Origin of the sequence: Pseudomonas kurunegalensis, from assembly GCF_030291635.1 — a bacterium.
Taxonomy (GTDB): domain Bacteria; phylum Pseudomonadota; class Gammaproteobacteria; order Pseudomonadales; family Pseudomonadaceae; genus Aquipseudomonas; species Aquipseudomonas monteilii.
The window spans coordinates 1,901,028-1,921,801 of the sequence record NZ_CP127871.1 but is presented as its reverse complement, the minus strand read 5'-3'; the positions used below and the strand labels follow the sequence as shown (position 1 = coordinate 1,921,801).

Sequence of the window (20,774 nt, the reverse complement as noted above, 5' to 3'; positions counted from 1 at the left end):
TCAGGCTTTGGCGGTGGTAGCGCTGACGCTGGTCTTGGTACGCGGGCGCAGCTGGGCGCTGGCCATGGCGTCATCGGTGACACCGCTGTCGGCACGCATGCCGGCCGCCAGGAACGGCACCATCAGGCGCATCACCTGTTCGATCGAGGTATTGATGCCGAAGTCGGTCTCGGCGATCGCCCGCAGGGCCTTGATACCGGACATGCTGAAGGCCGCAGCACCGAGCATGAAGTGCACACGCCAGAACAGCTCCAGCGGTGGAATGCGTGGCGCGGCCTCGTTGACCAGCAGCATGTAGCGGCGGAATACCTTGCCGTACATGTCTTCCAGATAGCGCCGCAGGTGGCCCTGGCTCTGGCTGAAAGCCAGGCCCAGCAAGCGCATGAAGATCGACAGGTCATTGTTGCTGCGAGGCTGCACCGCCAGCGCCTGCTCCACCAGCATTTCCAGCAGTTCTTCAAGACTGGGCTTTTGTTCCGGCTTGGCCTGACGCCGCTCGAGCTCACGCTCCAGGCTGGCGCAAAACGGGCCGAGGAAGCGCGAGAACACCGCCTGGATCAGCGCCTTCTTGGAGCCGAAATGATAGTTGACGGCCGCCAGGTTGACCCCGGCCTTGCTGGTAATCAGCCGCAACGAGGTTTCGGCGAACCCCCTTTCCGCGAACAACTGCTCGGCAGCATCGAGAATGCGTTCAACGGTTTCCGATTGGGCCATGACTACTCCGGGTACTCCGCCAGACAAACAGGTGTTTGAAACATACGTTTCAGCCCTGCTTCTGTCAAGGCTCGGTGACCGGGCGGTCGCCATTTAAAAGCTGCAAGCAACAAGCTGCAAGCGTCAAGTGAGAGCAGCGCACGACTGATGCGATCAAGTCGCTGCACCACCGTTTCGCTTTTTCTTGTAGCTTGAAGCTTGCAGCTGCCAATCTACTGTATATAATTCCAGTCACTGTACAAAAAGACAGAGCGCTCACCATGTTGAAACTGACGCCACGCCAAGCCGAAATTCTCGCGTTCATCAAGCGCTGCCTGGAAGACAACGGCTTCCCGCCGACCCGCGCCGAGATCGCTCAGGAGCTGGGCTTCAGGTCGCCCAATGCCGCCGAGGAGCACCTCAAGGCCCTCGCCCGCAAAGGCGCCATCGAGATGACCCCGGGCGCCTCACGCGGCATCCGCATTCCCGGCCTGGAAGCCAAAGCCGAAGAAAGCGGCCTGCCGATCATCGGCCGGGTTGCTGCCGGCGCGCCGATCCTTGCCGAACAGCACATCGAGCAATCCTGCAACATCAGCCCCGCCTTCTTCCACCCCCAAGCCGACTATCTGTTGCGCGTACACGGCATGAGCATGAAGGACGTCGGCATCTTCGACGGCGACCTGCTGGCGGTACACACCTGCCGCGAAGCCCGCAACGGCCAGATCGTGGTGGCCCGCATCGGCGACGAAGTGACCGTCAAGCGCTTCAAGCGTGAAGGCAGCAAGGTATGGCTGCTTGCCGAGAACCCCGAATTCGCCCCCATCGAAGTCGACCTGAAAGAACAGGAGCTGGTGATCGAGGGCTTGAGCGTCGGCGTCATTCGCCGCTGATCCAGGAGGCGTCATGCAGCAGTTCATTCACGCACCCGAGCAAGCCCAGTTGCCCCTGTTCGAAGCATTTCTCGCCCAGCCCGTGCTACCGGGCCTGAAAGCCAGTGAACTGGCACGCAAGAGCAGCCAACCCGAGCTGTTCAGCGAACTGTCGCTGCGCGGCGCCCCTGGGCACTGCCAAAGCCTGCTGGCACCGGTACTGCGCGAGCTGAGCGAAGAGGACGAGGCCCGCTGGCTGACCCTGATCGCTCCGCCCTCCAGCCTGACCCAGGCCTGGTTGCGCGATGCCGGGCTCAACCGTGAACGTATTTTGCTGCTGCAACCTCGCAGCAATCAAAGCCCGCTGCAACTAGCCTGCGAGGCCTTGCGCCTTGGCCTCAGCCACACCGTGGTGAGCTGGCTGGGTAGCGTCAATGCCACTGCACGCCAACAGTTGCTACGCGCGGCCAGTGCCGGAAATGCACAAAGCCTGAACATCCGCCTCGGCTGATGTTCAGGCTTTGTCTGTCACTTCAAAAAGCCTGACACGTTGCTGCACCCTTAGTGCAGCACACGCGGCCCTTCATCACGCTCAAGCTCGCCATCCATCAGGCGACCGGCCATCTGCACGCCCACACTGAGCATGGCCTTGGCCACTTCCACATGCTGGCCCTGCAGGAACACCTTGGCGTCTTCCGAGAAATCCAGGGTTACCAGAGAGCCCTCATCCTCGGCGCGACGCAGTTCGATGCGGCCATCAGGCAACTCGACAATTTCCAGAAACGACGTAGACATAAATGGCAGTTCTCCGCGAAAGGCCGCTAGTGTACCAGCCGTTGCGGCTATCAGCACTCACTCAACGCGTCGCGGAAACGTCTCACCAAGCCCTTGAGGTTGTTGCGCCAACTTTCCAGCTCGGCACGCGACAGTGCAGGATGTTCGGGCTCATCGAGATTGACGGCCTGGATCAGGGGTTGGGTAACGTCAGTTTTCGGCGCCTTCTTCGCGACAGGTGGTCGGAACAAATCGGCATAAGCACCCAGCATTTGCGCCAGCCAGGTTTCGCGCTGGCGGGCGATTTCCAGTAGCTCAGCCACTTCCGGGATGGCGATGCCGTTCAAGGCATCGTCAGCCAGGGCTTGCTCGACCGTTGCAACAACCGGCAGGCGGTAGAAGCCGCCGATTTCATGACACAGGCCCAGCAGCGCGCCGTACAGGTGGAACAGCGCCGATTCGCGTTCGGCCTGCACCAGGCCTTGAGCGTTCATGGCCTGGCTTTGCTCGGCCTTGGCCATGGACTCCAGGGCGAGGCCGGCGAAGAACAGTTTCTGGTTGGTGCGGGTATACAGTTCCTGGGCCATTTCAGTGGCCTCCCTAAGGCTGCAAGGCGAGTACATGCATCATAAATGATTGGGGCCGCAAAGCGGCCCCAATTACTGCACCGATGAATCAGCGCTTGTCTTCAACCTTCCACGCATTCCCGTCGTAGAACGCCTTCCAGCCGGTCGGCTTGCCATCGACCTCGGACTGCACGTACTGCTCCTTGGTCTTGCGGCTGTAGCGGATTACCGCCGGGCGGCCTTCCGGGTCTTTCTGCGGCGCTTCGCACAGGAAGTGGTACTTGGGGTCGATCTCATGCTTGTGCGGCACAATTTCCAGCACCAATGGCGCACGGGTTTCGCGGTTTTTCGGGAACTGGCTAGCCGCCAGGAACAACCCCGAAGCGCCGTCACGCAGCACGTAGGTGTCGTCGACCTTCTCGCACTTGAGCTCCGGCATGTCCACCTTGTCCATCTTCGGCGGGGCAGCCTCACCACTCTTGAGCAGCTTGCGGGTGTTCTTGCACGTTGCGTTGGTGCAACCGAAGAACTTGCCGAACCGGCCGGTTTTCAACTGCATCTCGCTGCCGCACTTGTCGCACTCCAGGCTCGGCCCTTCGTAGCCCTTGATGCGGTAGTTACCTTCCTCGATCTCGTAGCCGGCGCAATCCGGGTTGTTGCCGCAGATGTGCAGCTTGTGCTTCTCGTCCAGCAGGTAGGCGTCCATCGCCGTGGCGCAAATCGGGCAGCGGTGCTTGCCCAGCAGCACGCGCGACTCCGACTCACCCTCGTCATCAGCGGCAATCTCGTCACCCGGCACCAGGTTGACGGTGGCCTTGCAGCGCTCTTTCGGCGGCAGGCTGTAACCCGAGCAACCCAGGAACACACCCGTGGAAGCGGTGCGGATCATCATCGGCCGGCCACATTCCTTACAGGCGATGTTGGTCATGGTCGGCTGGTTGGCGCGCATGCCGTCTTCGCTGGACTCGGCAGTCTGCAGCTTCTTGCTGAAATCGCCGTAGAACTCGTCGAGCACGTTCTTCCAGTCACGTTCGCCTTGAGCCACGTCGTCGAGGTTCTCTTCCATGTCGGCGGTAAAGCCGTAATCCATGAGGTTGGAGAAGCTCTCGGACAGGCGCTCGGTGACGATGTCGCCCATCTTCTCGGAATAGAAGCGGCGGTTGTGCAAGGTCACATAGCCACGGTCCTGGATGGTCGAGATGATCGCCGCATAGGTCGACGGGCGACCAATGCCGCGCTTTTCCATTTCCTTGACCAGGCTGGCTTCGGTGAAGCGCGCCGGCGGCTTGGTGAAGTGTTGGCTCGGGTCGATCTGGATCAGCTTCAGCGCTTCGCCCTGGACCATTTCTGGCAGCACGTCGTCTTCGCCCGGCTTGCTCTGCTGTGGCAGTACGCGGGTGTAACCGTCGAACTTGAGAATGCGGCCCTTGGCGCGCAGCTCGAAGTCGCCAGCCGCCACGGTGACGCTGGTGGACAGGTACTGCGCCGGCGGCATCTGGCAGGCCAGGAACTGGCGCCAGATCAGCTCGTACAGGCGCTCGGCGTCACGCTCCATACCACTGAGCTTGGTCGGGTGGGTATTCACGTCAGAAGGACGAATCGCTTCGTGCGCTTCCTGAGCGCCTTCCTTGCTGCCGTATACCAGCGGTGCTTCCGGCAGGTACTGCTTGCCGAACTCGCGCTCGATGTAGCTGCGCGCCATGTCCAGTGCGTCGGCCGACAGGTTGGTCGAGTCGGTACGCATATACGTGATGTAGCCGGCTTCGTACAAACGCTGGGCCATCATCATGGTTTTCTTCACCCCGAAGCCCAGGCGGTTACTGGCCGCCTGCTGCAGGGTGGAGGTAATGAACGGTGCCGATGGCTTGCTGCTGGTCGGGCGGTCTTCACGCTTGACCACACTGTAGCTGGAAGCCTTGAGCTTCTCCAGCGCAGCCATGGCCTGGGCTTCGTTCAGCGGTTTGAACGCCTCACCCTTCTCGCGCGCCACCTCGAAACGCACCTTGGCGTTTTTGGCGGTGCCCAGGTCGGCGTGGATCTCCCAGTACTCTTCCGGGATGAACGCGCGGATTTCGCGCTCGCGCTCCACCACCAGCTTTACCGCCACCGACTGCACACGGCCGGCAGACAGGCCACGGGCAATCTTGGCCCACAGCAGCGGCGAAACCATGTAACCGACCACACGGTCGAGGAAACGGCGCGCCTGCTGGGCGTTGACCCGGTCGATATCCAGCTCGCCTGGCTGCGAGAAGGCCTCCTGGATGGCCTTCTTGGTAATTTCGTTGAACACCACGCGCTTGTAGCGGGTGTCGTCACCACCGATGGCTTCGCGCAGGTGCCAGGCAATGGCTTCCCCTTCGCGGTCCAAGTCGGTTGCGAGATAGATGGTGTCGGCATCCTTGGCCAGGCGGCGCAGCTCTTCGATCACCTTTTCCTTGCCAGGCAGGATCTCGTACTTGGCCTTCCAGCCATGGTCAGGGTCGACACCCATGCGTGCCACCAGCTGGCGACGGGCCTTTTCTTTTGGCGAAAGGGCCGGAGCCTCACCCGCGGCCTTGCCACGCTTGGCGGCTGGCTCTTTGCTCGCGCTGGCCGAACCGCTGGTGGGGAGGTCTCGGATATGGCCGATACTCGACTTCACCACGTACTGGTTGCCCAGGTACTTGTTGATGGTCTTGGCCTTGGCCGGGGATTCCACAATGACCAGCGATTTGCCCATGGATCGGAGTATTCCTGAATCTGAAGATGAAAAACGCGTCAGGTGCCAGACGCGGCACCGCTATATATAGTGGCAAAAGAGTGAGGTCAAGCGCGGAAGTTCACTCGTGCGACTTCCCCAGCAACCCAGGCAACCCCTCTTCGGCCTTGACCAAAGCAAAGCGTGGCACCTGCTCGCCGTCAACCTCGACAGACTCCTGGAACATCGAAAGTGGCCGTACCCAGAAGCTGTAATCACCATACAGGCACTGGTAGAACACCATCCACTCTTCGCTCTCGGAGTGCCGTGCAACACTGAAGACACGGTACTCAGGCCCTTTGTAATGCCGGTATACGCCTGGTTGTATCTGCATGTTGCCCACCCTCTTGACTTGAACCTGAAAAAAACAAAAACCGGGGCACAAGGCCCCGGCTGCTGTCCCGCTACGCGGTCAGACGCGCTCGAAGACAGTGGTGATACCTTGGCCGAGGCCGACGCACATGGTCGCCACCCCCAGGGTACCGCCATTCTGCTTCATGACGTTGAGCAGGGTGCCCGAAATACGTGCCCCGGAGCAACCGAACGGGTGGCCCAAGGCAATGGCGCCGCCGTGCAGGTTAACCTTCTCATCCATCTTGTCGAGCACTTTCAAGTCTTTCAGCACTGGCAGGGCCTGTGCGGCGAAGGCTTCATTGAGCTCGATGAAGTCGATATCGGCCATGGTCAGGCCGGCACGCTTGAGGGCTTTCTGGGTCGACGGCACCGGGCCATAGCCCATGATTGCCGGGTCGACACCGGCCACCGCCATCGAACGAATCACCGCCAATGGCTGGATACCCAGGTCCATGGCGCGCTGGCCAGACATCACGATCATGCACGAGGCGCCGTCGGTGATCTGCGACGAGGTACCGGCAGTGACGGTACCGCCCTTCGGGTTGAACGCAGGCTTGAGCGATGCCAGGCCTTCGAGGGTGGTTTCCGGGCGAATGGTTTCGTCGAAATCGAACACCTTCAGGAAGCCGTTCTCGTCATAGCCCTGCATCGGGATGATCTCGTCCTTGAACTTGCCTTCGACCGTGGCCTTGTGGGCCAGCTGGTGCGAACGCAGGCCGAACAGGTCCTGCTGCTCACGGGTGATGCCGTGCATCTTGCCGAGCATTTCCGCAGTCAGGCCCATCATCCCGGAAGCCTTGGCGGCGTGCAAGGACAGGTGCGGGTTGGGGTCGACGCCGTGCATCATGCTGACGTGGCCCATGTGCTCCACGCCACCGACCACGAACACATCGCCGTTGCCGGTCATGATCGCCTGGGCAGCCGTGTGCAGTGCGCTCATCGACGAGCCACACAGGCGGCTGACGGTCTGGGCTGCGGAGGTGTGCGGGATCTGGGTCATCAGCGAGGCCATGCGGGCGATGTTCCAGCCCTGCTCCAGGGTCTGGTTGACGCAGCCCCAGATCACGTCCTCGACCTCTTTCGGGTCGACCTTGTCGTTACGTTCCAGCAGCTTGCTGATCAGGTGCGCCGACATGTCTTCGGCGCGGGTATTGCGGTGCATGCCACCCTTGGAGCGGCCCATTGGCGTGCGACCGAAGTCGACAATCACCACGTCTCTTGGATTCAGGCTCATATCAAATCTCTCGCTCTAGCTCGTTGACCGCTCAGTTGAAGAAGCGCTGGCCGTTCTTGGCCATTTCACGCAGCTTGGCGGTCGGGTGGTACAGCGGCCCCAGGTCGGCGTACTGATCGGCCAGGGCAACGAATTCGGCCACACCGATCGAGTCGATGTAGCGCAGCGCACCACCGCGGAAGGGAGGGAAACCAATGCCGTAGACCAGGCCCATGTCGGCTTCGGCGGCGGTTTCGACAATGCCGTCTTCCAGGCAACGCACGGTCTCCAGGCACAGCGGGACCATCATCCAGTTGATGATGTCTTCGTCGGTGACTTCACGCTGCTCGAAGACGACAGGCTTGAGCACGTCCAGCACGGTGGCGTCGAAGACTTTCTTCGGCTTGCCGCGCTTGTCGGTTTCGTAGGCATAGAAGCCCTTGCCGTTCTTCTGGCCCAGGCGGTTGGCCTCGTACAGCGCGTCAACGGCCGAGCGGCGGTCGTCTTTCATGCGGTCCGGGAAGCCTTCGGCCATCACGTCGCGGCCGTGGTGGCCGGTGTCGATGCCGACCACGTCCATCAGGTACGCCGGGCCCATTGGCCAGCCGAACTTTTCCATCACCTTGTCGATACGCACGAAGTCGACACCGGCGCTGACCAGCTTGGCGAAGCCGCCGAAGTACGGGAACAGCACGCGGTTGACCAAGAAGCCCGGGCAGTCGTTGACCACGATCGGGTTCTTGCCCATTTTCTTGGCGTAGGCCACGGTGGTGGCGACCGCCACTTCACTGGACTTCTCGCCACGGATCACTTCCACCAGCGGCATCATGTGCACCGGGTTGAAGAAGTGCATGCCGACGAAGTTTTCCGGGCGCTTGAGCGCCTTGGCCAGCAGGTTGATGGAGATGGTCGAGGTGTTGGAGGCAAGGATTGCATCCTCCTTCACCTGGCCTTCCACTTCAGCCAGCACGGCCTGCTTCACTTTCGGGTTCTCGACCACGGCTTCGACGACGATGTCGACATTGGCGAAATCGCCATAGGACAGGGTCGGGCGAATGGCGTTGAGCGCCTCGGCCATCTTGGCCGGGGTCAGGCGGCCCTTGTCGACGCGGTTGCCGAGCAGCTTGGAAGCCTCGTTAAGACCCAGCTGGATGGCTTCCTCGCGGATATCCTTCATCAGGATCGGGGTGCCCTTGACCGCCGACTGATAAGCGATACCGCCACCCATGATGCCAGCGCCGAGCACGGCAGCCTGCTTCACGTCGTGGGCGATTTCGTCATGCGCCTTGGCCTTGCGCTTGAGCTCCTGGTCGTTCAGGAACAGGCCGATGAGGCTTTCGGCAACCGAGGTCTTGGCCAGCTTGGCAAAGCCTGCGGCTTCTACCTCCAGCGCCTTGTCGCGGCCGAAGTTGGCAGCTTTCTGGATGGTCTTGATGGCTTCGACCGGGGCCGGGTAATTCGGGCCGGCCTGGCCAGCGACGAAGCCCTTGGCGGTTTCGAAGGCCATCATCTGTTCGATGGCATTGAGCTTGAGCTTTTCCAGCTTCGGCTGGCGCTTGGCCTTGTAGTCCAGCTCGCCACTGATGGCGCGCTTGATCAGGTCCAGGGCACCGGCCAGCAGCAGCTCAGGGGCGACCACAGCGTCGACGGCACCCACTTTCAGGGCGTCTTCGGCGCGGTTTTCCTTGCCGGCGGCAATCCACTCGATGGCGTTGTCCGAGCCGATCAGGCGTGGCAGGCGCACGGTGCCGCCAAAGCCCGGGTAGATACCCAGCTTGACTTCCGGCAGGCCGATCTTGGCACTGGTGGACATGACCCGGTAGTCGGCGGCCAGGCACATTTCCAGGCCACCGCCCAGGGCGATGCCGTTGATGGCGGCAACGGTCGGCACTTCGAGGTCTTCGAAGGCGTTGAAGATGCGGTTGGCTTCCAGGTTGCCGGCGACCAGTTCGGCCTCGGGCAGCTTGAAGTTGTCGACGAACTCGGTGATGTCGGCGCCGACGATGAACACGTCCTTGCCACTGCTGACGATCACGCCCTTGACCGAGGCATCGGCCTTGATGGCATCGACGGCCTGGCGCAGCTCGTTCAGGGTCAGGCGGTTGAACTTGTTGACGGACTCACCCTTGAGGTCGAACTTGAGCTCGACGATGCCACTTTCAAGAGCCTTAACCGTGATGGCTTTACCTTCGTAAATCATCAACTGATCTCCACGATATGGAAGCTGAACTGTACACGCCGATCGCTGCAGCAAAAGCAGGCCTAACTGCCCCGCCCCAGGCACACCCGTCAGCGCGCTAGTCGGAAGTATGGCTTGGCGTCACGACATACAAACGCTCAATTCATACGCCCGTTTGATTTGGGTGTGCACACATTCTCCGAAAAGATCGGCGTTGTCAAATGCTCACGAGCATGGCGAAAACGCGACTTTCCAGTCATTTTGTATCGTCTTGGTACAAAACATGATGACAGTGATCGCCGGCCATTCATGTCAGCGATTGACCACAGCCACTTGCAGTGTGCTGCAACTTTCCGCTTGCACGGCAACCCCGGGCGGCTACACTGGCACTTGCTTGAATGAATACCCGGCCTGCCTGGCCTTTTCTGCGCAGCAGAACGCAAAGCGGCGACTTGGCACCCCACCCCTTCAGGGTTCTGCCAAGCCGCCGCTTTGTCGTTCATAGCTATTGAAACCGCCGCATTCCCTGTGGGAGCGGGCATGCCAGGTATCAGGCGAGGGTTTCGAGGACGTAGGCAACATCCTGCAATACAGCCGTATCGCCCCGCTCAGTCCAGTACAACGCGATCATCCGAGCATCCGCCTCGACCTTGTAAACGCTCGCCGGCAAGCGCGCCAGGGCCTCCACGAAGCGCGGGTCTTCGCAGGGTTCACGCCACTGGTTCCACCATACCCCCGGGCTGACCTGCCAGAAGCTGAAGCTGTCCTCGTGCCCACGGCGCCGGGCGCGATGGTACTGCGGGCAAGGGCTTGGCGGCTCCTTTTCCAGCCAGTGCGGCCATTGCTGCGGCGCCAGCTGCATGGCCAGGCCCATGCGCCGCGCTTCCAGGCGCAGCTTCATCTGCTCACTCTGTTTGCGCGATGAACGCAGCCAGGAAAGCGGGCTGAGAATCAGCGCAAGGATTGACACCACCAGCAATACCGTCATATCAGTAGATCCCATAAAGCGTTGCAAATGAGCTGGTTAGCCATTTTTCACGGAAGACCCGCCCGAAAGCGACCATACTTCTTCTATCGCGATTGTCAGGAGTACCGCTCATGCAATACGAACATTTGTTGGTCGCCGTCGACCTGACCGAAGAATGCGACCCGGTGATCAAGCGCGCCATGGCGCTGGCCGCGCCTTCGAACGCCAAGGTGTCGCTGGTACACATCGTCGAACCGATGGCCATGGCATTTGGCGGTGACGTGCCGATGGACCTGTCGCAGCTGCAACAGCAGCAGTTCGACCAGGCCAAAGAGCGCATGGAACGCCTGTTCAACAAATACCCGGACATCAAACGCGGTGACTCGCACCTGACCTACGGCCAACCGCGCCAGGAAATTCACCAGCTGGCCAAGGACCAGAAATGCGATTTGATCGTGGTCGGCAGCCATGGCCGTCACGGTCTGGCGTTGTTGCTGGGTTCCACGGCCAATGACGTGCTGCATGGGGCGCCGTGTGATGTGCTGGCGGTGCGGTTGCTGAAGAAGGAGTGATTTAACCTGTTCCGGCCTCTTCGCGGGTAAACCCGCTCCCACAGGGATTGCAACACCCTTGTGGGAGCGGGTTTACCCGCGAAGAGGCGAGTACAGATTGAAATCCGATCAGCCTTCCAGCTCGGCCCAGCGCTCTACCAGCGCATCCAGCTCACCCTGCAGCTTCTCGATCTTGGCCAGCACCGCCGAAGTCTCCGCAATCGGCCGCTGATAGAAGCCCGCCGCATTCACTTCTTCCTGGGCTTCAGCCATGCGCTGCTCAACTTCGTCGATCTGCCCTGGCAGCATCTCCAGCTCACGCTGCAGCTTGTAGCTGAGCTTCTTCTTCGAGGCCTCTTCCACCACCGGCGCAGCAACAGGCGCAGGTTTGGCCTCGACCTTCTCCACCACCGCACTGTTGAGGGCCGACTTGCCGCCCTTGCTCTCGGTCACGCCCAGCAGCTTCGGCGAGCCACCCTGGCGAATCCAGTCCTCATAACCACCGACATACTCGCGCACCTTGCCCTCGCCTTCGAACACCAGGGTGCTGGTGACGACGTTGTCGAGGAAGGCCCGGTCGTGGCTGACGATCAGCACAGTGCCCTTGTAGTTGGACAGCACCTCTTCGAGCAACTCGAGGGTTTCCACGTCCAGGTCGTTGGTCGGTTCGTCGAGCACCAGCAGGTTGGCCGGCTTGCTGAACAGCTTGGCCAGCAGCAGGCGAGCACGCTCACCACCCGACAGCGCCTTGACTGGCGTGCGCGCACGCTGCGGGCTGAACAGGAAGTCGCCCAGGTAGCTCAGCACATGGCGGTTCTGGCCGTCGATCTCGATGAAGTCACGGCCTTCGGCCAGGTTGTCGATCACGGTCTTTTCAAGGTCGAGCTGGTGGCGCATCTGGTCGAAATAGGCCACTTCGAGCTTGGTGCCGCGTTCTACCTTGCCTGCGGTCGGCTCAAGGTCGCCGAGCATCATCTTCAGCAAGGTCGTCTTGCCGGTACCGTTGGCGCCCAGCAGACCGATACGGTCCTCGCGCTGCAGGACCATGGAGAAGTCCTTGACCAGCATCGGCCCGTCAGGGTGATGGAAGCTGACGTTTTCCAGCACCATCACCTGCTTGCCGGACTTTTCCGCCGCTTCGATCTGGATGTTGGCCTTGCCCTGGCGCTCGCGGCGCTCGCCACGCTCCACACGCAAGGCTTTCAGCGCACGTACACGGCCTTCGTTGCGGGTACGACGGGCCTTGATGCCCTGACGAATCCACACCTCTTCCTGGGCCAGACGCTTGTCGAACAGCGCATTGGCGGTTTCTTCGGCGGCCAGTGCGGCCTCCTTGTGCACCAGGAAGCTGGCGTAGTCGCCGTTCCAGTCGATCAGGCCGCCACGGTCCAGCTCAAGGATACGGGTGGCCAGGTTCTGCAGGAAGGAACGGTCGTGGGTAATGAACAGCACCGCACCGTTGAAGCCGCGCAGGGCTTCTTCGAGCCAGGCGATGGCACCGATGTCCAGGTGGTTGGTGGGCTCGTCGAGCAGCAACAGGTCGGGCTCGGACACCAGCGCCTGTGCCAGCAGCACGCGGCGGCGCCAGCCACCGGACAGCTCGGCCAGGGTCTTGTCGGCGGGCAGTTGCAGGCGGCTGAGGGTGCTCTCTACCACCTGCTGCAGGCGCCAGCCATCACGGACTTCCAGCTCGTGCTGGACGTGCATGAGCTTTTCCAGGTCTTCGTCACCCTGGATGTTCATGCTCAGGTGATGGAACTGCGCCAGCAACTCGCCCACGCCGTCCAGGCCAGCGGCCACCACATCGAACACCGTACGCGCGTCGGCCACCGGCAGTTCCTGCGGCAATTCGCCGATCTTCAGGCCCGGGGCACGCCAGATTTCACCGTCATCGCCCTTCTGCTCGCCCTTGACCAGGCGCAGCATGCTCGACTTGCCAGTACCGTTGCGGCCGATGATGCACACCCGCTCACCACGAGCGATCTGCCAGGACACTTTGTCCAGCAGCGGCATGGCGCCGAATGCGAGGGACACATCGCTGAATTTGAGCAGGGTCATGTTGGTCTCCATAAATCGGGCGCGCATTCTACCTGACTTGGCCCTCGACGGCATCCGCCAGGCCAACCGGCGAGTGCCGGGCGACATCTGGTCGAACTTAATATCCCGATACAAGCACAGTGCTTTCACCCGCTGCCGGCAAACAGCTAAGCTAAGGCAATAGCTTTCAACAGTGCTGGCTCCGCCGTCACTTCCCCATGGTTCAACTGCCCGGACGTATCATGCGCAGCCGCCTGTTACATATTGCATCCTGCCTGCTGCTTGCCGCTGCCACCTGCGCGGCGCAGGCCACCGACCTGACCCTGCAACGCCAGTACTACGACGAGGCCAAGCGTGCGCTGGCCAAAGGCGACAAAGGCCCGTACCTGCGTTATGCCCAGGCCCTGAACGACTACCCGCTGACGCCCTACCTGGCCTACGACGAGCTTACCGCCCGCCTGAAAAGCGCCAGCAACCAGGAAATCGAAGGCTTCCTCGCCAAGCACGGCGACCTGCCCCAGGCCAACTGGATGAAACTGCGCTGGTTGCGCTGGCTGGCCGAACGCGGCGAGTGGGACACCTTCGTCAAATATTACGACCCCAAGCTCAACTTCACCGAACTGGACTGCCTCAACGGCCAGTACCAGCTCAGCCATGGGTTGCGTGCCGAGGGCTACGCCACGGCCGACAAACTGTGGAACGTCGGCAAGTCACAACCTGCCGCGTGCGACACGCTGTTCGGCATGTGGGCCGCCGAAGGCCAGCTGACCGAGGCCAAGCGCTGGGAACGCACCAAGCTGGCAGCCCAGACGCGCAACTACGCCCTGGCCAACAACCTGGTCAAGACCCTGACCACCCTCGGCCCGCAAGGGCGCCTGCTGGTCGACGTGGCGCAAAAACCGGAGCTGCTCAACCAGCCGTCGCGCTTCACCCCGGTCAACGAAGCCATGTCCGACGTGGTCAGCCTCGGCCTGCGCCGCCTGGCCCGGCAAGACCCGGAGCGGGCCATGGCCTTGCTGGACGATTACGCCCAGCGCATGCACTTTTCCCGCGACGAGAAGGTGGCCATCGCCCGTGAAATCGGCCTGACCCTGGCACGCCGCTACGACCCGCGCGCCCTCGACCTGATGACCCGCTACGACCCAGAGCTGCGCGACAACACCGTCAGCGAGTGGCGCCTGCGCCTGCTGCTGCGCCTGGGCCGCTGGGAAGACGCCTACGAGCTGACCAAGCGCCTGCCCCAGGACCTGGCCAGCAGCAGCCGCTGGAAGTACTGGCAAGCGCGCAGCCTGGAGCTGGCACAGCCGAACAACCCGCAGATCCCGCTGCTGTACAAGACCGTGGCGCGTGAGCGTGACTTCTATGGCTTCCTGGCTGCCGACCGGGCACAAACACCGTACCAGCTGAACAACAAGCCGCTGCTGCTGAGCCCGCAACTGGTCAAGAAAGTACGCAACACACCCGGCATTCAGCGCGCGCTGGAATTCCACGCCCGCGGCCAGATCGTCGAAGGCCGCCGCGAGTGGTACCACGTCAGCCGCCACTTCACCCGTGACGAAATGGTTGCCCAGGCGCGCCTGGGCTATGAGCTGCGCTGGTACTTCCCGGCCATCCGCACCATCAGCCAGGCGCAGTACTGGGACGACCTGGACATCCGCTTCCCGATGGCCCACCGCGACACGCTGGTGCGCGAAGCCAAGGTCCGCGGCCTGCATTCGAGCTGGGTATTCGCCATCACCCGCCAGGAAAGTGCATTCATGGAGGATGCGCGCTCACCGGTGGGTGCCAGCGGCCTGATGCAACTGATGCCGGCCACAGCCAAGGAAACCGCGCGCAAGTTCAGCATCCCCCTGGCGTCACCGGCGCAGGTACTGAACCCGGACAAGAACATCCAGCTGGGCGCCGCGTACCTGAGCCAGGTACACAGCCAGTTCAACGGCAACCGTGTGCTGGCTTCGGCGGCCTACAACGCAGGGCCCGGGCGTGTTCGCCAGTGGCTGAAAGGCGCCAAGCACCTGAGCTTCGATGTGTGGGTGGAGTCGATCCCGTTCGACGAAACACGCCAGTATGTGCAAAACGTGTTGTCGTATTCGGTGATCTACGGGCAGAAGCTGAATTCGCCGCAGCCGCTGGTGGATTGGCACGAGCGGTATTTCGATGACATGTAAGGTTTGTTAAGCCTGTACCGGCCTCATCGCGGGCAAGCCCGCTCCTACAAGGATCGCGTCACCCTGTAGGAGCGAGCTTGCTCGCGATGAGGCCGGCACAGGTAAAACCGTTACTCCAGCACTTCAACTTTCATTCCTACCTCCAGCCAGCCACTCCCATCCACCGCCAGGTTCTGCCCAAACAGCACATCCCCCTCTTTCTCGCGGAAGGTCTTGAGCGTGGCCATCGGCTCGCGGTCAGGCGTACGCTCCCCGGTAGCCGGGTCAATCGTGGTAAAGATGCACCGCACACTCGGTTTGAGCACACGAAACACCAAGCTGCCGATACGAATCCGCTTCCAGCCATCTTCAGCAAAGGGTTCAGCGCCCTGCACCACCAGGTTGGGCCGAAAGCGCAGCATCTCCATGGGCCGGCCAACACGCCGGCTGAGCTCGTCGAGCGAGCCCTGGCCAATCAGCAGCAAGGGGAAACCATCCGGAAACGCCGCCCGGTCACTGTTGAAACCATAACCATTGGGCAGGTAGCGCGCACGCTGCTCCGGGCAATGCACCAGGCGCACGGCCTTGCCCAGCAGTTCGCTCAGCCAGGCCGCCACTTCATCGCCAGCATCAGGCACTCGCAACGTATCGCGCCAGATGGTCACGCCACGCAGGGCTTCGTCGGCAGCGGGTACAGATACCCGCAACGGTGCCTGCCCGGGCGCCTGCAGCAGCAACTGGCCGCTGTCGTCTTCACACGCCTGCAGCTGGCCAAGTTGTGGCCATGCGCGCTGGGTCAGGAAGCGTCCGTTTTCTTCCTCGACCACCATCCAGCGCCGGTCACCCTGCAACCCCAGCAACCCAACCGGTGAAGCCTGCAGGCTTTGCGCCTGCCCCGACTTCACCGGGTATCGATACAACTCACTGAGAAACATCCCTGCTGCCTCGCGTCATGCCAAAAGCCAAGCTTATACCTGGCCGGCCCAGGGTTCACGCAGTGGCGGTGTCCAGCAGCAGGCGTTGCTTGACCACGTCGACCAGGCGATCGGGCTGGAACTTGGACAGGAAGTTGTCGCAACCCACCTTTTTCACCATGGACTCGTTGAAACTGCCCGACAGCGAGGTGTGCAGCACCACATAAAGCTGGCGCAGGCGTGCATCACTGCGGATCTCGGTGGTCAGCCGGTAGCCGTCCATTTCAGGCATTTCGGCATCGGTAAATACCATCAGCAGCTTCTCGCACACGTCTTCGCCGGCATCGGCCCAGCTTTTGAGCATACGTAGCGCTTTCAGGCCATCACTGGCCACATGCAGTTTCACGCCTAACTGGGACAGCGTATCGCGCAACTGCGCCAAGGCCACGCTGGAGTCATCCACCAGCAGCACCTCGCGGCCACGCGCCCGGGCCAGCACCGGGTCGGCGAGTTTGTCGCCGGAGACCCGGGCGTTGTACGGCACAATCTCGGCCAGCACCTTCTCTACATCGATAACCTCCACCAGCTTGTCATCGACCTTGGTGATGGCGGTCAGGTAGTGTTGGCGCCCGGCACTGGAAGGCGGCGGCATGATCGACTCCCAGTTCATGTTGACGATGCGGTCCACACCACCGACCAGGAAGGCCTGCACCGAGCGGTTGTACTCGGTGACGATGATGGTGCTGTCCGGCCCCGGCTGCAGCGGGCGCATGCCAATCGCCTGGGACAGGTCGATCACCGGCAGGGTCTGCCCGCGCAGGTTGACCACACCGCAGACGAAGGCGTGGCGCTGGGGCATCAAGGTCAGTTTGGGCAGTTGCAGCACCTCCTGCACCTTGAACACGTTGATCGCGAACAACTGGCGACCGGCCAGGCGAAACATCAGAATTTCCAGGCGGTTCTCACCCACCAATTGCGTGCGTTGGTCTACCGTGTCGAGAATGCCAGCCATTGGAAACCCCCCAGGCTTGAGTCGGAAAAGGTGAAATCATCTACCCTGTATCGGCGGTTTCACGCGCACCTTGACCCTTGCGGGAAAATACCGCAAAGGCAATTGATATCACTTTACCATCATGCTTTACTGCGGGCACACCGGGATAAACCGAGGGTGCTGCAAAAGTTCCCCACCCTGGCCCCGCATCAGGGAAACCCTTAGTCGCAATCGGGCGCAACCTGATGTTCGCGATATCCTTTAGCCATTAATGTGACGCCATTCTCACTGCATGAATGGAGTCAGGCTTTTGCTAGCTATCGTTTCGGCGTGCCCGCCCCCTGCGCCTACCCCACGCGCGGGGACCTGACAATGGACACTGCCTTATCGTTCGACGATGCCCTGCAGGGCTTCCTGCTGGATGCCCAGGTACTGCTGACCCAGGCCCAGGAATGCCTGCAGCATCTGGAACTGATCGACAATGATCTGGATGCCTGCCGCTGCCTGGGCAACGCCCTCGACAGCCTCGCCCGTCAGGCCACACGCCTGGGCCTGCGTGAAGTCGCCCATTACACCACTGCCCTTCAACAGTTGCTCGCCCCGGCCTGCCACGGTGGTTGCCTGCAGCGTGCAGCCCTACCCGCGATAGGGGAGTGCCTGACCCTGCTGGCCTGGCAACTGGAACTGGTTGACACCCGTACCGGGCGGCTGAACCTGGACATCGGCGAACAACTGGTGCTACTGGGTGAGTTGGCGAAGGTCGTGCAACAACCTTTTGCGTCAGCCTGTACGTCATGCGATGAGCAAGGCAGCGTGTGCATTCACACCCAGGGTGAAGTGGCAGTCAGCAGCCGCCCTGACCGGTCTAACCCGGCGCTTTAATTGACGCATAGTGCAACTAAGTACCGTTGTTCAAGCCCCACCATGGTCAAACTTGGAAAGTTCTCCAGGTTTTCAGTGGCCCAAGTTGAACCCTGACCCCGCTAGTTGCAGTACAAGTGCGTACAGCACGATTAAAGGGTGGCACTTTGCTACCCGAAAAGACCGGACCAGCAGGCGTTTCAAAGCGTTTCCCAGCCGCGACCGATGCAATGCAAAGTGGTAATATGCGCCCCCACAAAGGCTTGCAACCTGAAGCAAGGTTGCAAGATCACGCATTCGAAAAAACATCGAAAGTACTGCGCCAAAGCCTCTGACCAGCATTGTGCAAGGCCTCCATCAGCAATACTTCAGTGGCTTTCCTACTTATGTTCCCACGCTTGAAGACTTCTCTGCGTTGCTGCTCCCGCGCTGCCCTGCTGCGTTGGGCAACGGTCGGGCTGTGCGTGGCCTCGCTGGTTGCGAACCTGGCGCTGTACCTGGCCAACCAGGCCATCCCGACCAGCCTGCTGGTGCTACAGCTGGCCGCCACGCTGGGCGCCGCCGTTCAACTGGGGCTGGGCGCCAGGTCGATCAGCCTGCGCCCGGCCGAACTGGCCGAGCGCATGCTCAAGGTGCAGGAAGACGAACGTCAGCACCTGAGCCGGGAACTTCACGACGACATCGGCCAATTGCTCACCGCTGCGAAGCTGCAGTTGCAGTGGCTGCAGCGGCGTATGCCCGACGAGCTGCAGGGCCACTGCGATGCCCTGCGCGGCACGCTGGATGACACCCTGGGCAACGTGCGCGATGTGTCCGCCCTGCTCAACCCCCGGCAACTCGCCAGCCTTGGCCTGGAAGCCAGCCTGCGCGCGCACCTGGTACGTACCCTGGCCAGCAGCAACGTGCACTGGAGCCTGGCGTGCAACCAGCGCCTGGGTGGCATCGACGAAGCCGTGGCCATGGCCGTGTTCCGCATTACCCAGGAAGCGGTGACCAACATGCTGCGCCACGCCCAGGCACACAACCTGGTCATCCGCCTGCAGCGCACCCCTGAAGGGCTGGCACTGTCGATCCACGACGATGGCCGTGGCTTCATCCCCGCCCGACACCCGGCCGAGGCCGGCCAGCGCGGCCTTGCCGGCATGCAGGAGCGGGTAACCGCGTTGCAGGGCAGCCTCGACATCACCAGCCAGCCTGGCCTGGGCACGCAGATCGAAGCGATGTTCCCCTGGCCCCCGCGCAGCCAGCAACGCGCACGGAGTACTGCCACCCATGACCTGTAGACTGCTGCTGGTTGACGACCATTCGCTGATCCGCGCCGGGGTGCGCGCGCTGGTCTGTGACATCCCTGGCTATGACGTGATCGGCGAAGCTGACGATGGCGGCCAACTGCTCGAACAGGTGCGCACGCTGGCGCCCGACATCGTCTTGCTGGACATTTCGATGCGCTCCACCAGCGGCCTGGACGCCCTGACTCAACTGCGGGCCAGCGGCAACGCCTGCAAAGTGCTGATTCTGTCGATGCACACCGACCCCGACCTGATCATGCGGGCGCTGGAAAGCGGCGCCCACGGCTATCTGCTCAAGGACACCAGCGCCACCGAGCTGGAACAGGCCCTGAGCGCGGTGCGCAACGGCGAGCGCTACCTCAGCCCGGCCATCGCCCACACCGTCATCAACCAGGCGCTACGGCACACCAAACAGGGCAAGCAGGCCGCTGGCGAGCGGCATAACCTCACGGCCCGGCAACTGGAAATCCTGCGCCTGATCGTGCGCGGCAAGTCCACCCGGGAAATCGCTGCGGGCCTTGGCCTGTCGATCAAGACGGTCGAAACCCACCGCTCGCAAATCATGAAGCGGCTGCAGATTCATGACGTGGCTGGCCTGGTCCTGTTTGCCGTACGCGAGAAAATCATCAGCCTGGACGACTGAGCAATGGCGAACCGGCCGGCAGGTGCAAGCGTATCGCGGCTGGCCTGGCCTGAAAGCGCAGGTTGTCGGCCTGCAACGGCTCGCCATCGAGGTTGATATCCAGCCCCTGCGAACTCTTGATTTCCACCCAGGGCAGCCGGGCCCGAACGAACAGGCCATCACCGGCCAGCAGATCGCGCAAAGCCCCGACCACTTCCTGCGGCGCAGGCAGGATGGCGATGTCCAGCAAACCGTCGTTCACCACCGCTTCAGGGCATAGCACCTGCCCTCCCCCAGCCTGGCGGCCATTACCGATACCCAGTGCCAGCAAGCTCCCTTGCCACTGAAAATCTGGCCCTTGCAGTTCCACCGAAGCTGCCTGCAGTTCGCTGAAGCGCGACAAGCCGGTGAACAGGTAGGCCGCCGCCCCCAGCACTTTTTTCAGGTCTTCGGAGGTGTTGGCGGTGACCTGGCTGCCAAATCCGCCTGTGGCCATGTTGAGGAACAACTGGTCGCCAGCCTGGCCCAGGTCTATCGCCTGGGCCGGCGTGTTCAGCGCCGCCAGTGCCGCAGCCGGCTCCAGCGGTATACCCGCGGCTCGGGCGAAGTCGTTGGCAGTGCCAAGGGGCAACAGCGCCAGGCTGGCATCGGCGCCGGCCAGCCCCATGGCTTCGGCCACGTCGCGCAAAGTGCCGTCCCCACCACCGGCGACAATATGGCTGTACCCCGCGCTCAGTGCCTCACCGACCAGCCGCTGCGCATCACCCGCCTCCCAGGTGACACGTACATCCAGTGCCCAGCCGGTACCGCGCAGGTCATGCACAGCGCTGCGCAGTTCTTCGTTCATCGCCTGCTTGCCGTGCAGGATCAGCATTGCCTTGCGCCCTTGCATTGCGCTTCTCCGTGAAGTTGAACCACCCAGATCTCGACCATGCGCAGCAACGGATCGTTGCATGGGTGCAAAAAAATAACGAAGCCGGCGCGGTCTTTTTCCCACACCCGACAATGCG

Annotated in this window: 19 protein-coding genes; 7 read left to right on the top strand and 12 right to left on the bottom strand. The window is 62.0% G+C overall.

Features of this window, described 5'->3' with window-relative positions:
• Positions 1 to 714, bottom strand: coding sequence for a TetR/AcrR family transcriptional regulator (locus QQ992_RS08645; RefSeq protein WP_019096207.1), 714 nt, complete (start codon positions 712 to 714; stop codon positions 1 to 3).
• Positions 715 to 974: 260 nt separating this feature from the next.
• Between QQ992_RS08645 and lexA the strand changes: the two genes are divergently transcribed.
• Positions 975 to 1,583, top strand: a complete 609-nt coding sequence (gene lexA / locus QQ992_RS08640) for a transcriptional repressor LexA (protein ID WP_105945229.1) — start codon at positions 975 to 977, stop codon at positions 1,581 to 1,583.
• Between the two features lie 13 nt (positions 1,584 to 1,596).
• Positions 1,597 to 2,073, top strand: coding sequence for an SOS-induced cell division inhibitor SulA (gene sulA / locus QQ992_RS08635; protein WP_016714900.1), 477 nt, complete (start codon positions 1,597 to 1,599; stop codon positions 2,071 to 2,073).
• 50 nt (positions 2,074 to 2,123) lie between these two features.
• Here sulA and QQ992_RS08630 read toward each other — a convergent pair whose 3' ends face one another.
• The 7 genes from QQ992_RS08630 to QQ992_RS08600 form a co-directional block, all read right to left on the bottom strand.
• Positions 2,124 to 2,357 carry a hypothetical protein gene (locus QQ992_RS08630; protein ID WP_003248777.1) on the bottom strand — a complete coding sequence of 78 codons (234 nt, stop codon included), beginning with the start codon at positions 2,355 to 2,357 and terminating at the stop codon, positions 2,124 to 2,126.
• A gap of 50 nt (positions 2,358 to 2,407) precedes the next feature.
• On the bottom strand, positions 2,408 to 2,923 hold the full coding sequence (locus QQ992_RS08625) for a DUF6586 family protein (RefSeq protein WP_060498881.1): 516 nt from the start codon (positions 2,921 to 2,923) through the stop codon (positions 2,408 to 2,410).
• Positions 2,924 to 3,011: 88 nt separating this feature from the next.
• Positions 3,012 to 5,621, bottom strand: coding sequence for a type I DNA topoisomerase (topA, locus tag QQ992_RS08620; RefSeq protein ID WP_286113021.1), 2,610 nt, complete (start codon positions 5,619 to 5,621; stop codon positions 3,012 to 3,014).
• A 100-nt stretch (positions 5,622 to 5,721) separates the two neighbouring features.
• Positions 5,722 to 5,973, bottom strand: coding sequence for a DUF1653 domain-containing protein (locus tag QQ992_RS08615; protein WP_023661154.1), 252 nt, complete (start codon positions 5,971 to 5,973; stop codon positions 5,722 to 5,724).
• A 78-nt stretch (positions 5,974 to 6,051) separates the two neighbouring features.
• Positions 6,052 to 7,227 carry an acetyl-CoA C-acyltransferase FadA gene (gene fadA, locus QQ992_RS08610; RefSeq protein WP_013971712.1) on the bottom strand — a complete coding sequence of 392 codons (1,176 nt, stop codon included), beginning with the start codon at positions 7,225 to 7,227 and terminating at the stop codon, positions 6,052 to 6,054.
• Positions 7,228 to 7,258: 31 nt separating this feature from the next.
• Complete coding sequence (fadB, locus tag QQ992_RS08605; RefSeq protein WP_286113020.1) at positions 7,259 to 9,406, bottom strand: fatty acid oxidation complex subunit alpha FadB; 2,148 nt, start codon at positions 9,404 to 9,406, stop codon at positions 7,259 to 7,261.
• Positions 9,407 to 9,935: 529 nt separating this feature from the next.
• A complete protein-coding gene (locus tag QQ992_RS08600) occupies positions 9,936 to 10,373 on the bottom strand; it encodes a hypothetical protein (RefSeq protein WP_019096202.1) in 438 nt (145 codons plus the stop codon).
• 110 nt (positions 10,374 to 10,483) lie between these two features.
• Here QQ992_RS08600 and QQ992_RS08595 point away from each other — a divergent pair, with 110 nt between their 5' ends.
• Positions 10,484 to 10,924: a universal stress protein gene (locus QQ992_RS08595; RefSeq protein WP_060498870.1), complete on the top strand. Its 441-nt coding sequence runs from the start codon at positions 10,484 to 10,486 to the stop codon at positions 10,922 to 10,924.
• Between the two features lie 108 nt (positions 10,925 to 11,032).
• Here QQ992_RS08595 and QQ992_RS08590 read toward each other — a convergent pair whose 3' ends face one another.
• Positions 11,033 to 12,961 carry an ATP-binding cassette domain-containing protein gene (locus tag QQ992_RS08590; RefSeq protein ID WP_286113017.1) on the bottom strand — a complete coding sequence of 643 codons (1,929 nt, stop codon included), beginning with the start codon at positions 12,959 to 12,961 and terminating at the stop codon, positions 11,033 to 11,035.
• Positions 12,962 to 13,182: 221 nt separating this feature from the next.
• On the opposite strand from QQ992_RS08590, the gene QQ992_RS08585 reads away from it, so the two are divergent.
• Positions 13,183 to 15,108 carry a transglycosylase SLT domain-containing protein gene (locus tag QQ992_RS08585; RefSeq protein WP_286113015.1) on the top strand — a complete coding sequence of 642 codons (1,926 nt, stop codon included), beginning with the start codon at positions 13,183 to 13,185 and terminating at the stop codon, positions 15,106 to 15,108.
• 110 nt (positions 15,109 to 15,218) lie between these two features.
• Here the strand turns inward: QQ992_RS08585 and QQ992_RS08580 are convergent, their stop codons facing one another.
• On the bottom strand, positions 15,219 to 16,022 hold the full coding sequence (locus QQ992_RS08580) for an MOSC domain-containing protein (RefSeq protein ID WP_286113014.1): 804 nt from the start codon (positions 16,020 to 16,022) through the stop codon (positions 15,219 to 15,221).
• 55 nt (positions 16,023 to 16,077) lie between these two features.
• Complete coding sequence (locus QQ992_RS08575) at positions 16,078 to 17,013, bottom strand: chemotaxis protein CheV (protein WP_286113012.1); 936 nt, start codon at positions 17,011 to 17,013, stop codon at positions 16,078 to 16,080.
• Between the two features lie 351 nt (positions 17,014 to 17,364).
• Here QQ992_RS08575 and QQ992_RS08570 point away from each other — a divergent pair, with 351 nt between their 5' ends.
• The 3 genes from QQ992_RS08570 to QQ992_RS08560 all read left to right on the top strand — a co-directional run bounded on the left by QQ992_RS08570 (position 17,365) and on the right by QQ992_RS08560 (position 19,785).
• Positions 17,365 to 17,874: a histidine kinase gene (locus QQ992_RS08570; RefSeq protein ID WP_286113010.1), complete on the top strand. Its 510-nt coding sequence runs from the start codon at positions 17,365 to 17,367 to the stop codon at positions 17,872 to 17,874.
• 365 nt (positions 17,875 to 18,239) lie between these two features.
• Positions 18,240 to 19,136, top strand: a complete 897-nt coding sequence (locus QQ992_RS08565) for a sensor histidine kinase (protein ID WP_286113911.1) — start codon at positions 18,240 to 18,242, stop codon at positions 19,134 to 19,136.
• A complete protein-coding gene (locus QQ992_RS08560; RefSeq protein WP_016714887.1) occupies positions 19,126 to 19,785 on the top strand; it encodes a response regulator in 660 nt (219 codons plus the stop codon). The genes QQ992_RS08565 and QQ992_RS08560 overlap by 11 nt, the downstream gene beginning before the upstream one ends.
• Here QQ992_RS08560 and yegS read toward each other — a convergent pair.
• Entirely contained in the window at positions 19,769 to 20,656 is an 888-nt protein-coding gene (yegS, locus tag QQ992_RS08555; RefSeq protein ID WP_286113008.1) for a lipid kinase YegS, read from the bottom strand. The genes QQ992_RS08560 and yegS overlap by 17 nt on opposite strands.
• Positions 20,657 to 20,774: the final 118 nt, after the last annotated feature.